This is a genomic window from Parashewanella sp. 2210YD4-3 (genome assembly GCF_056591735.1).
In genome coordinates, this window is sequence record NZ_JBWQOG010000002.1 from 414,318 (window position 1) to 426,842 (window position 12,525).

The 12,525-nt window shown below is 41.3% G+C and carries 9 protein-coding genes; 5 read left to right on the forward strand and 4 right to left on the reverse strand.

The window, feature by feature from the left end; translation table 11 throughout:
* The first annotated feature begins 312 nt into the window (after positions 1–312).
* Both AC1EU0_RS05140 and AC1EU0_RS05145 read left to right on the forward strand, forming a co-directional pair.
* Positions 313–1,824 (forward strand): M4 family metallopeptidase, encoded by a 1,512-nt coding sequence (locus AC1EU0_RS05140; protein ID WP_480300908.1) that lies wholly within the window; start codon positions 313–315, stop codon positions 1,822–1,824.
* Positions 1,825–1,910: 86 nt separating this feature from the next.
* A complete protein-coding gene (locus tag AC1EU0_RS05145) occupies positions 1,911–2,687 on the forward strand; it encodes a hydratase (RefSeq protein WP_480300910.1) in 777 nt (258 codons plus the stop codon).
* Here AC1EU0_RS05145 and AC1EU0_RS05150 read toward each other — a convergent pair.
* Positions 2,684–3,199 (reverse strand): hypothetical protein, encoded by a 516-nt coding sequence (locus tag AC1EU0_RS05150; RefSeq protein WP_480300911.1) that lies wholly within the window; start codon positions 3,197–3,199, stop codon positions 2,684–2,686. The two genes, AC1EU0_RS05145 and AC1EU0_RS05150, sit on opposite strands and share 4 nt — an antisense overlap.
* A 163-nt stretch (positions 3,200–3,362) precedes the next feature.
* Between AC1EU0_RS05150 and ubiD the strand changes: the two genes are divergently transcribed.
* Entirely contained in the window at positions 3,363–4,826 is a 1,464-nt protein-coding gene (gene ubiD / locus AC1EU0_RS05155) for a 4-hydroxy-3-polyprenylbenzoate decarboxylase (RefSeq protein WP_480300913.1), read from the forward strand.
* A gap of 74 nt (positions 4,827–4,900) precedes the next feature.
* Positions 4,901–5,611 (forward strand): NAD(P)H-flavin reductase, encoded by a 711-nt coding sequence (gene fre, locus AC1EU0_RS05160; protein ID WP_480300966.1) that lies wholly within the window; start codon positions 4,901–4,903, stop codon positions 5,609–5,611.
* 5 nt (positions 5,612–5,616) lie between these two features.
* On the opposite strand, the gene AC1EU0_RS05165 is transcribed toward fre, so the two are convergent.
* A complete protein-coding gene (locus tag AC1EU0_RS05165; RefSeq protein WP_480300914.1) occupies positions 5,617–8,670 on the reverse strand; it encodes a hypothetical protein in 3,054 nt (1,017 codons plus the stop codon).
* A gap of 175 nt (positions 8,671–8,845) precedes the next feature.
* Between AC1EU0_RS05165 and AC1EU0_RS05170 the strand changes: the two genes are divergently transcribed.
* A complete protein-coding gene (locus tag AC1EU0_RS05170; protein WP_480300916.1) occupies positions 8,846–9,418 on the forward strand; it encodes a nucleoside triphosphate pyrophosphohydrolase family protein in 573 nt (190 codons plus the stop codon).
* On the opposite strand, the gene AC1EU0_RS05175 is transcribed toward AC1EU0_RS05170, so the two are convergent.
* The gene (locus AC1EU0_RS05175) at positions 9,396–11,057 is read right to left on the reverse strand and encodes a hypothetical protein (protein ID WP_480300917.1); all 1,662 of its coding nucleotides are present in this window, start codon (positions 11,055–11,057) and stop codon (positions 9,396–9,398) included. The two genes, AC1EU0_RS05170 and AC1EU0_RS05175, sit on opposite strands and share 23 nt — an antisense overlap.
* A 365-nt stretch (positions 11,058–11,422) precedes the next feature.
* The gene (locus tag AC1EU0_RS05180; protein ID WP_480300918.1) at positions 11,423–12,238 is read right to left on the reverse strand and encodes a hypothetical protein; all 816 of its coding nucleotides are present in this window, start codon (positions 12,236–12,238) and stop codon (positions 11,423–11,425) included.
* Between the last annotated feature and the right edge of the window lie 287 nt (positions 12,239–12,525).

Below are 12,525 nucleotides of genomic sequence, written 5' to 3' on the forward strand. Positions count from 1 at the left end.
TTAGTGGACTAAACGAAAGATGAGTAACGAAGAGTTTACAAGTTTTAGGCGTAACCCGCAGGGCTGCGTTTCTTTTTTGTTTAAACTGCGTTGTCAAATGTTCGTGTAGAATACTACACTTCACATTTTCCGCCTTGTTTAACCTAAAAAATTAACAGCAGCCAATGCAATAATGACAGCTTTGTATGTCGGTCAATCAAAAATCTAATTGGGAACGCCCTCTCTACTCAGTGTCTTTAGAATTTGTTGTGCTATTGCACAGCTGTTCTGATCTCACCAATACATTTTCATTTTCGAAATAAGGTGTAGTTTATGACTCGAACCATTAATAAAACCGTTCTCAGCATTCTTATTGGAGCCACTTTTTGTAGTAGTGCCTTTGCCGCTGATATTGTCGATGTTAATCAATTGGCTATTAGTGCCAGTAACAATCTCACTCAAGATTTGCAGCTAGACTCAAATTCTCAATATCAAGTTGCCAATACCGCATCGTTACCCAACAATCAAAAAAAATTCCGCTTGCAGCAATACTATAATCAAGTACCTATCTATGGATATACCATTGCAGCCGCCAAAAACTCTGTCGGCAGTTATACCGACCTCCAAGGCTTGGCTGTCGTTAATATCAATCAAGACCAAGGCTTCACTAAACCTAATTTTTCATCCGATGAAGCCCTAAACAAAGCCATAGCCTTAAATGCTTCCAAATCATTAAACCAACATCAAATAACCAACAAAGAAGTCAAGTTGTGGGTGTACCTTGATGCCAAGCAACAACCTAAGCTTGTGTATATCACCTCTTATTTTGTTGATTCTCAGAATCCAAGTCGCCCTTATACCATCATGGACGCTCACTCTGGGCAAGTTATTGCACAATGGGATGGATTAACCACAGCTGAAGTTGCTACCGGCTTTGGTGGAAATGAAAAGATCGGTAAGTATCAATACGGCAAAGATTTCCCAAAATTAGATGTCACTCAAAATGGTGATGACTGCACCATGGAAAATGCTAACGAACAAACCTTTGATTATAAAAAATGGCATTGGTGGCAGCTCCATCATAAACCCATCAAATTTACCTGTCCTAACCACGATGAAAAAGAAGTGCACGGTGCCTATGGGCCAGAAAATGATGCACACTACTTTGGTGGTATTGTGTTCAAGATGTACGGTGATTGGCTCAATACTCGCCCCATCAAGCAAACACTTCAGCTCAGAGTCCATTTCCAACATAATTTAGATAATGCCATGTGGGATGGTAAACGGATGAACTTTGGTGATGGCAGCACACTATTCTACCCATTAGTCTCTCTAGACGTTACCTCGCACGAAATTAGCCATGGGTTTACCCAACAGCATTCAAATTTAGCTTATAGCGGCCAATCTGGCGGTATGAATGAAGCCTTTTCCGATATGGCAGGAGAAGCCGCAAAATTCTATGCTTATGGTAAAAATGATTTTATGGTTGGCACAAGCATAGTAAAAAATGAGAAAAAACTGGGTAAGGCTCTGCGATATATGGATGATCCCACTAAAGATGGTAAATCCATTGCAAGCGCCAAAAAGTACCGTCCAACTTTAGATGTTCATCTAACTTCAGGGGTCTATAACAAAGCCTTTTATGAACTGGCGACGACTGATGGTTGGGACACTCAAAAAGCCTTTGAAGTTTTTGCAACGGCTAACGAATTGTATTGGAACGCCAACAGTAACTTCAAAAAAGGAGCATGTGGCGTGGTAAAAGCCGCTCAAGATCTGAAATTACCTGAAGAGGATGTCATCAACGCCTTCTCACAAGTCGATATTAATAACCCTTGCCATTAACTGACTAAACAGACCATAACCCATTAAGTTATGGTCTTGTTTCTGCGACAATGGATCCAACTTAGATCCATTTACGAGAACTCATTGTGAACCAAGATACAGCAACCATGCTTGCTAACCGTCGCTTTAAAGGTATGGTTGGCGAACCTCTTACCGATAAACCACAAGACTTTAGTTCAGCTTGGGTATTACAGCAACAAGTGGCGCAAGCCTATTGTCAATTAGCACAAACTCACATTGGCGGCTGGAAATGCGTGCTCCCTACCAAAAGCACTACTATGCTTGCTCCCTTATTTGAAAACACAGTTTATGATTTATCATCAAGCTGCCCCCTTTTTGAAACCCCCAATGAGCCAATGGCCTTGGTTGAGCCTGAAATAGTGACGGTATTCGACCGTGATCTTCCTGTTAAAGATCAGGCCTATACTGAAAAAGAAATCGATAACGCCATTGGAAGTACGCGATTAGCATTGGAGCTTATGCAAAGCCGTTATCAAAATCCTGATGAAGTCAGTTATTTTGAAGCTTTTGCCGATGGCTTACTGAACCAAGGCGTGTATTTAGGGCCAGAGGTAAACATCGACCTTTCCCTCGAAGCCATGTCTCAATTTCAATTAACCATTAGTTCAGCTGATGGACACACCCTATTTGATCAAATAGTAACCCACCCAAACAACCACCCAAGAGTAGCTGTATATTGGCTGGTTAACTTCCTACGTGAGCGTGGTGTTGCCATTAAGTCTGGAATGAAAGTGATTACAGGTTCGTATTGTGGTATCGCCAAAGTTCCTTATGACAGCCCTATCCGCTTTAACTATGGCGAATTGGGCGCAATGGAAGTGACATTTACAAAGAAAGACTAATCAGTTTTCTTCAGCGGAAAGTAAGCATGCTGGGTGAAGTCATAGCGATAGGTAGTCCCATCCCATTGATACACCAATTTACCATCTTGCTGAATAACTTTGGCATTAGCAGGTAAATGCGTCAATGCTGTCGTCGTGGCATATCCTGTAGTCACGACTTGTGATTGAGCCACGAGTTCTGGGGCGTGTACGATAACGGCTCGGCTTGGCTCATAAGCTAATGGCACAACGAGATGTAAATGAGATCGCCTCCAGTAAGGTCTATGCCACAAAGGGCGAGGCCACGGTCTATATCCCCAAGCTCTAGGGCGAACAATGACTGGATACGGATACCAGTGATGATGAAAGTGATGAATATGATGCGCGGGAACAATTCGAGCATCATGGGTATGGATTAACGTATGCACTTTCATATGATGATCATGAAATCCAACCTTAACACGATCACCATGGGCTTGTGCTATCAAGGGCATCGTCGCCATCAATAACACCGCTATAATGGATTTATACATAAGTCTTTTCTCTTATGTGTATCGTTACTAATTGGACAATAATTTTCCCTAATCATCCCATTAAATTTGGTTAATCCACTAGCGAATAGAATTTGATGTGACGCACAAAAGCGAAAAATGCTATAGTTCGCGGCAGATTTTAACTCTTTTGGTGTTTGAATTTATGAGTTTTAAAGACTTACGACAATTCATTGATCACTTAGAAGCTAATGGCGAACTAAAGCGCATTGCTCACCCTGTCGATCCCTATTTGGAAATGACAGAAATTTCCGATCGCGTATTGCGTTCAGGCGGACCTGCGTTGCTGTTTGAAAATCCCGTTGGTAAAACCATGCCTGTGCTGGCCAATTTATTTGGTACGCCAAAACGCGTTGCTATGGCTTTGGGTAAAGATGATCCAATGGAATTACGCCAAGTGGGCGAGTTACTGGCTTTTTTAAAAGAGCCAGAACCACCATCGGGTTTCAAAGATGCCTTGAGCAAGTTACCTAAATTTTCTCAAGCGCTGAAAATGCCCACTAAGCAACTTAAATCAGGGAAATGTCAAAAAATCGTAATTACGGGTGATGATGTCGACTTGACTCAGCTTCCTATCCAGCATTGCTGGCCGGGTGATGTTGCTCCACTGGTCACTTGGGGCCTCACCATCACTCAAGGCCCAAACCAAAAACGCCAAAACTTAGGTATTTATCGTCAGCAATTGCTAAGCAAAAATAAGCTGATCATGCGCTGGCTTGATCATCGTGGTGGCGCATTAGACTTTAAAGACTTTAAAGAAAAGCATCCGGGCGAAAAATACCCTGTAGTGGTAGCATTAGGTAGCGATCCAGCTACGATATTGGGCGCAGTAACCCCAGTGCCTGACACTATGAGTGAATACGCTTTTGCTGGCTTATTACGTGGCGAACGAACCGAAGTATGTAAAGCATTAAGTTGTGACTTAGAGGTCCCTGCCAGCAGTGAAATCATTTTAGAAGGGTATATTGATCCAGAAGAAATGGCTGAAGAAGGCCCGTACGGAGATCATACCGGCTACTATAATGAAACTGAGTTTTTCCCAGTCTTTACTGTAACCCATATCACTCATCGTGAAGATGCCATTTATCACAGCACTTATACTGGCAGACCACCCGATGAACCAGCCATGCTGGGCGTCGCACTCAACGAAGTGTTTGTGCCTATTTTGAAAAAGCAGTACCCAGAAATTGTGGATTTTTATCTTCCGCCAGAAGGCTGCTCGTATCGTATGGCGGTCATTTCCATTAAAAAGCAATACCCAGGACATGCTAAACGCGTGATGATGGGAGCTTGGTCATTCTTACGCCAGTTTATGTACACCAAGTTCATCATTGTTGTCGATGATGATGTTAATTGCCGAGATTGGAATGACGTGATTTGGGCGATAACTACTCGAATGGACCCTAGCCGTGATACCACCATGGTAGATAATACGCCCATTGATTATTTGGATTTTGCCTCCCCTGTTGCAGGTTTAGGTTCAAAAATGGGAATGGATGCCACCAATAAGTGGGAAGGAGAAACCACTCGCGAATGGGGCACTCCGATTGTCATGGACAATGACGTAAAACAGAAAGTAGACGAAATGTGGGAGCAACTTGGGCTCTGATACAAAAAAACACTAATAACTTTTGATAGTTACATTTCAAATAACAAAAACAAAAAGGAACAATGAAGCGCCGTATGAACACCCTATCTTGTCAGGTAACTCGTATTACCCCATTTAACGACTCAGTGTATCAAGTCGTGTTAACACCAAGTCAGCCTTTTGAGTTTAAGGCGGGGCAATACCTTTCTATCATAATGGGCGAAAAAGATAAGCGTCCATTCTCGATTGCTTCTGCTCCACACCAAACCGAAATTGAATTACATATTGGTGCAGCAGTAGCTGAAAGTTACCCAATGCAAGTAATTGAACGCTTGCAAGCATGTTTAGCCAATCAAGAAACCATTGACATTGAAGCGCCTGCTGGTAATGCGTTTTTACGCTCCGAGCACACTAGACCACGATTATTGATTGCTGGCGGTACAGGGTTTTCTTACATCAAAAGCATGATTGAACAGCAAATCGAAGAGCATAACGGCACACCAGTGACCTTTTATTGGGGATGTCGCACCGCTGAAGCTATGTACTACCAATCTATCGCTCAAGATTGGCAGCAAACCTACCCATGGCTAACCTTTATTCCTGTTGTAGAAGAAGCCGATGAACATTGGCAAGGTAAGCAAGCCAACCTACTTGAACAAATCAAAATGGATTTTATCGATGTCGCTGACTATGACATCTATATCGCAGGACGTTTTGATATGGCGGCTGCCGCACGTGATATGCTGAAAGGCTTAAATGTAAATGAAGACCACCTTTACGGTGATGCATTTGCGTTTTTAAAATAAGCGAGCTAATCATCGTACAGGTGAGCAATAGGAATACCTTGTTGTTGTATTAGAAGAGTAATTTTCTCTTTGTCCTCTTCTACTTTTTTACGCTTACGGATTTGTTGTTGAGCTAGCCTTTGAACTTCTAGCTCTTTTGCTTCAGCTCTTTTATCCTCTGACTCTAAATGATCGGAGTCTGTCATTTCAACATGTGCAAATAAATCAGCGATAGGTACTTGCTGACCTGAAACTGTTTCGTTATTTTTTAAATCATGATACCAATTTACCCTTGGTTCAAATACTGTTTGTTGCTCTGATTTTTCAAACTTATCTCCCATGATTCCTTTATAATATTGCATTTGGTTTTCAGCCGTTCCTATGAACTCCACTCCGACAGGGTTATATTGTTCAAATGCTTTAGCTATCATTGAGGCTACTGTAACCTCATAAATGTCACTCACTATCACAACCTGATCAAAAGCTCGCTCTCTCTTTTTCTCCTCTACAGTCATGGAGCTGTCAGTGAGTTTTCTGTTTTTTAAGCTCTCATCGGCTTCTTCTATATATCTAGCTGCAATTCCCACGACTTTAGCCGCGGTAGCTTTATGACGTGTTATCGCTGAACCATTTGCAGAATGAGAAGCATAAGCCTGTAACCTATCATAACCAACTGTATTTTTAGTACATTTTTCGATTCCATTCTCAACTAAAAACCCTTTAGTTTCTGTGTGAGTTTGTCCTCTTCGGATGTGTTCAGGGTTAGTCGTTAAAATAAGAACTTCACCTCCAGTGTCCTTGATGTCACTAAGCATCTGCTTTACGCCTTCTACCAGTACCGTTTCTTCCTTATGTGTCTCAGCTGAATACGTATTGGTTACTAATACATTCTCACAAAGAAATACCCACAGCCGCTTTTGCTCTGGTTCTTTCTCTATGGGCATCTGTTTTAATTTAGCAATCGAATAAACACTTAAGTTACCTGTCCTTTCAGTACGCTTTTCTGACTTCATAGGCGTTGAACTTCGTGACACGCCCTCGACTGAAACTGGAGTGGAAATTGCTGAAGCAGAACTTGAGCTTATAGCACCAGCGGCTGATGGTAATTTACTTGACAATTCAGTGCGGACTACTGAATGAGGGTAGGAAAATGGCACGTAGTCTGATGATGTTGACTCTTCCTCTTCCTCTTCCAAATGAACGACTCTCTCTTTAGCCTTCTTTTTGGGAGGGCGTTTATCCTTAGCGCTTCTATGTTCCTTTTCTGCTGGCTCAGCTAGCATAGCTTTTAATGCATTGACCGGAGTTTCACTCCGTTTAGAGGGCTGATTTTTATCCCTTTTCTCAGACATCAACGCTAGTACTTTATCTGTGCTAGTCAAATCAATTTCCGTCAGCGGCTGCAGGGTATGAGCCCCACTACTGGCTTGAGCTACAGAGAACTGAGGTCTAGGTAAGCTTTGCTCGTCCATGAGTAATGTAGGAGCACTACCGGGCCTTTGAATTTCATCTTGGTTGACCAATGGCGAAACATAAGAAGAGCTTGGCTCTGGCGTTTTAGATTGAGCCCTGTTTACTTCATGCTCCCTTTGGCCGCCATTATGTTGCTGATCTGATTCTGCTAAAGACACAGGCTCGTATGATATTGGAAGCACTGCTGGTGAAGATGGACGCGAATCGTTTGGCGACGGGCTTGAGGAAAGAGTAGGTGAAGCTAGACTTGTCTCTTGCTCAGCAGCTGGTTTATTTCTTCTCTTTTTCTTTATCTTACCTGATACTGCTTTTTTAGGTTCATGATGCTGTTGAACAGCTGGTGTAACAGCTTCTTTCTCACTTGGTTGTTCAGCCTCAACCGCTAACAGCTTAGATATTTTTTCAGTTTCACTGATACTAATTGCAGCTTCTCCATCTTGACCTTGAGTACCTTGAACACTACTCAGTAACGGTGGTAAAGGCAGTTCATCTTCTGCCTTCTCTTCAGAGTGCTCCAAGATTTTTGAAGATTCAGCTTGACGATTTCCAGTAGTTTTTTGTCCCGCTAGTGGCGTCTCTATTGAACCAGCCGAGTCACGATTCTCGCTTTCAGAAACAGATACAGTCTGGACGGGCGATTTTGGTGAGGTTGCTGGTTTTGGTATCTCAGGTATAAGATCCTCTAACAGGTGGTAAAAACTCTCGTCCACTTTTACACTCAATTCTACCGATTGTTGATTTTGAAGGGCTTGTGTTGAAACAGATGACTGAACAAAATCTTTGTGAGTGTCGTCAACTTTCGGCCTCTGCTCAAGTTCTGTTAATAACGAAAAAGAGTGAGTAATTTTACTGTCTTCCTTAATGACACTTTGTCTCACAAATTGAGCGTCTCTGTCACTCAGTACCCGCTCTTTCCGCATAAAACGATTGTGTTTTTTTAAGCCACGAGATTGATTACTCTTTTTGAGTAACAAAGCCTGAGTTCTCGCTTTTAACAAGTCGAAGGTATTTCGGTTACTTATGCATGGCTCTGTTATTGCTTTGTTATAGGCTTCTGTAAGAGACTCTGCATATTCTTGATTAGTCTCTTCCAATCCATCAAATTTTAGTTCTTTAGTGTCATCAACAAAGCGAACACAAAACGTTGTGGGGGCAATGCTATCTTCTAGCTCTTCAACCTTAGTGCGAATGCGTACCTCAATAAGTGCCAAAGTTTCCTTTTGCTCTAACAGTGGCTTTGCAAGATACTTGATATGCGATACCTGCTCTTGGGATAAAGCTAGAATTTGCTTGCTTGTACAATATAAAGTGATGAAAGTAGGATAAACATTGGCACTTACATGATAAATCTCGGTTAATTGCTTAGCGAAAAGTGCGCCATTTGGGGTAGCTTCATTGTCTGTAGCATTGAATTTAAAGGTGAGTTTTCCATTAATGGAGTCGACCTTAAACCGATAACTAGCACCTAGAGTACCTTCGATAACAAGTACCTTAACTTCCCCTTTTTGTGCTTCTGTCTCTAACTGTGAGCACAATTCAGGCGATAAGGGGGAAAAGTCATCATAATGACGAACTAATCGAGCTAATGGTGTACTGCTTGAAGCCATATACCCCTCCGGTTTTACACTTTCACTTGTTTATTTGCTTCACTGGTAACTATAGACGCTTAATGTCTCTGAAAAGTTAAATAAGGTGACCAGTAAGTTAATATTGATTCATCATGTTTTTCAATTGAAAATGTAAAGATAATAAATTATCCATTTCAGCCATTAAGATGATGCCATGCAACTAAGACATATCAGCGATACCCTTTATCAACAGCTATACCAAGATATTTCTCAATTTCGCACGACTTTCGACTTACCCGTAGAAGCGCCTGAAACTCTTGACAAGCAAACTGACACCCTTCATACATCACTTATCATCGAAGAACTAACCGAACTTGCTGAGGCCGATTCATTAGTTGAACAAGCCGACGCGATTGTTGATTCAGTCTACGTCCTAATGGGGCGACAGGTACATTTAGGCATAAAACATCCCGCTGATAAACTCGAAATCAGTTACTTTATCGATGTTTTACTGGCCGTTGCTTCTAATCTTGAAATTGACTTTCTCAAGTGCTGGAACGAAGTCCACAGCAGCAACATGAGTAAAGTATGTCAAACAGAAGAAGAGTACCAAGCCACCGAGGCTTTCTATGCCAAGCAAGGAATTACCCTGACCGCTACCTACCAAAACAATGTCATTATTGCTAAATGCGCAGAAGATACATTGGTTGATGGTAAGATGATCCGTCAAGGTAAAGTGCTTAAAAACGTTCACTACCGTGCCGCTAATCTTTTGGGCTGTTTATAGGTGCAGGTAATTTGGAACGAACAACAGTCGCAGCATCACTTGTAGGGCTAACAGGTGATTGCTGTATCTTAGGTGGTTGTGCATGCAAAGCTTCAGGAATAGGGTAGGCTTTTTCCCCTAGTTTAAAGCGGCCAGGAGATGGTTTATCCGGCTTTAGTGTGTCTCCAGTCACTTTGACGGCCGCAACCTCAATTTGATTTTGTTTAAGGCATGTGACGATGCTTTTGAGTTGAGTATAATCATCCCCAATTACCGTAATTTTGACCTGCTTTTCTTGGCCATATTTAGTATCATAAATAGCCTTAATGACTTCGGTTTCCGAATCAGGCTGATATAACATCCATTTTTGATAACCTAATAAATTACGATTCTCAGACGAATCTATTTCTTGTATTATGTCTTGACTTTTTATTTCTCTTCCCACTGATTCAGCCTTATCCCAATGACATATCACAGCAATATACATCTTCTTGTTTATTGCTGAAGCTTGCTCATGCCAATTGTTAAAGCAACATCTTACAGTGACAAAATTATTTGGAGACACTGATCTAAACTTAGGATCAACAAATAGATTATCGCAGATAACTACCACCAAGTTTTTTTCTGATAATAGAAGCTCTTCTTTTACATCCGACAAATTAGTGACAGTATTGATAGCCGCTTCGACTGAAGTAGAGTCGATGGCTGAAGCGGTAGCAACGTGTTCTTGCGGAGTACGGGGTACTGTAACACTAGCCCCTTGTGCTAATGGCAGACTGCTAATAACAGAAGTATTGGCCTTTCTATTTATTTTAACCTTCCTTCTAGACTTTTTCCCTATTACAACTATTTCTTCGTCATCACTACTTAGACTTTCGTCGATGGTTTGTGGTGATTGGGGCTTCGAGGACAAAAAGAACTCTTTATCCTCTTCGGGAGTTGCTGTAGGAAACTCTGAAGTCAACGTATCTTCCCCCTCTGAGCTACTTAAACTCTCGTCCGTTTTAGGTGGAAAGTTCAACCTCGCAGGTAAACTTTTCGTCACTGTAGGAAAGACTGATTGAGTTTCAGGGTCACTAGGGGCGTTCACCGGCTTATTTTTTCCCTTTAAACGTGAACGAGCAGTATTTTTTAACCATGCTCCAAGTTTCCACCTAGCGGGTGATTCATGAGTTGAGCATGGTTTACACACTAAAAGCCACTCATCATCACTTTTATCGCAACAACATGAGTCAATTTCAATCTTGGGAGTCTGTACTCTCGTATAACTAACAGACTTTATGTGTGGGATAATCGCACTCAGCTCTTCTTCATTTCTAGCGTACTCTTTCTCTCTATCAATCGTTTTTTTAAAGGCTTTATTTAATTTGTCTTCTGCAATTTTATTTAAAGATTGTCTATTATTGCGGTGATACGATAAAAACTTCACGCCATATTGTTTGTCAGTTGTTAATAGATAGGTTCTGTTTTCAACAGAAGGAACGCCATTCTTTGGCTCAACGGTCACAGGTACGGTAAACAGAGTCCCCTTTATATAGTCAACTTCAGTAGGCAACAGGTCTTTAAAGGCCGTAAATTGCTCACTGGTCAGTGACCCATATTCACCATATGCTACATGATAGTTCAACAATGGCGTATTGCTTGCCTGCGGTCCTGCCATACCTACCTCAAATAAATAGCTCTTAGGTATTATTTAAGCATGAGTACTTATTTTAACTATGTACCTCAGATTAATTTAAATTAAACCTGCCATATAATACCAGTCCGCATTCAATAGTGATCGCTCAGCAAGAGATAAAAGCTTTCAGTACAAGGCGCAAATTCGAAGTACTATCGGGATAATTCAAGAAGTTGCAACACAGTAATGAAAACTTTTAGCCTTGCCCTTCGGGAGCTTATCAGCTGTCAAACTACTTCTCCTAATTGTCTTGACGTAGAGTAACTATGCCTTCACCAATTACGCTTGTATTTTGACAGCTGATAAAGCTCTGAGTCGTTCACATTTGAATGCGGATTGGTATAAAATCAATGCTCTACCTTTGTAAGTAGCAAAGAAAATTCTTTCCAATCGGTTAAGATTTGGAATTGATACTCTCCTGCTTCTGCGAGTTGAAACTGGTTTGTACTTTTATCCTGTTTTCCCGTCACTCTGAGTTCTACTAATTTATTAAGTTTCATTGGACCACTACATACAATTGGCATTGGTATTCCACTTGAGTCACAAAAATTGAGTTGATGATTCCCAGCCCGTAACTCAAATTCTGCACTGTAGATCTGGTTCGATGTCTCCAACGGTTTTTTCATTTGTCCAGCAATACTTAGCTTACAGTTTTGATACTTAAGCTTATTTTCATGAGCAATGGTATCAATAGGCTTTTTTATCGGCACATCTTGCTGTGTTTCCTGCTGTGCCAGTTGTTTCAGTTTGCCTAATTGAAAACCACTACGGCTGGAATCACTACTTAGGTCACTACTTACACTCGAGGTTCGAAGAAATGCTAATTCATCAGCATCCGTTTCTGATAAAAGAGAAGATAAACAATTCTGATCAATTGACAATTGGTAGGCACTAAGCTGTTGATTCAAAGCCTTACATATTGGTTCATTAGACTCGATGAAAGTCTGTAATTCTGATGTAGTAGCACCTAAAGGATGATCCACACGAAAACAAATGATTTGACTGGTGCTAGCGCCATCAACAGTCAAAATCAATTGTGACTCGTTACCCATAGCTTTAGTGAGAGCACTTAAGCTTGATTCTGAGAGTTGCTTAAGGGTTGAGCTAGCACAATCCCAGTGAAGAGGCTCTGAGATCGTTGGCGTCATAGGTGTGACTGACATAGGCTAAACGGTTAATTTATTTACTAAATTGATAACCAAAATCACAACTAACATCAAACCAAATTTTGTTTTTTTTAAGCCTAGGTTCAGATAAAGTGACTTACATACTCGTGATACTTGAAGGTGCAACTTTCAGGGCTTTTTCAGCGTTGCATTATTCGAGGCGTAAAAGTGCAGAACTAGCGGGCTAATTTAAGCTTTCGCAACAAAGAAGAATCAATACTGACCAAAGCCCTATTAGGGCGTGGAGCGACAGTTTTGTATGTCGAGCGAAGTGTATCAAAGCC

Coding starts and splice junctions, on each gene's coding strand:
- AC1EU0_RS05170 (WP_480300916.1), top strand. CDS start 8,846: ATGCAACTAAGACATATCAGCGATACCCTTTATCAACAGCTATACCAA.
- AC1EU0_RS05150 (WP_480300911.1), bottom strand. CDS start 3,199: ATGTATAAATCCATTATAGCGGTGTTATTGATGGCGACGATGCCCTTG.
- fre (WP_480300966.1), top strand. CDS start 4,901: ATGAACACCCTATCTTGTCAGGTAACTCGTATTACCCCATTTAACGAC.
- AC1EU0_RS05175 (WP_480300917.1), bottom strand. CDS start 11,057: ATGGCAGGACCGCAGGCAAGCAATACGCCATTGTTGAACTATCATGTA.
- AC1EU0_RS05165 (WP_480300914.1), bottom strand. CDS start 8,670: ATGGCTTCAAGCAGTACACCATTAGCTCGATTAGTTCGTCATTATGAT.
- AC1EU0_RS05140 (WP_480300908.1), top strand. CDS start 313: ATGACTCGAACCATTAATAAAACCGTTCTCAGCATTCTTATTGGAGCC.
- AC1EU0_RS05180 (WP_480300918.1), bottom strand. CDS start 12,238: ATGTCAGTCACACCTATGACGCCAACGATCTCAGAGCCTCTTCACTGG.
- ubiD (WP_480300913.1), top strand. CDS start 3,363: ATGAGTTTTAAAGACTTACGACAATTCATTGATCACTTAGAAGCTAAT.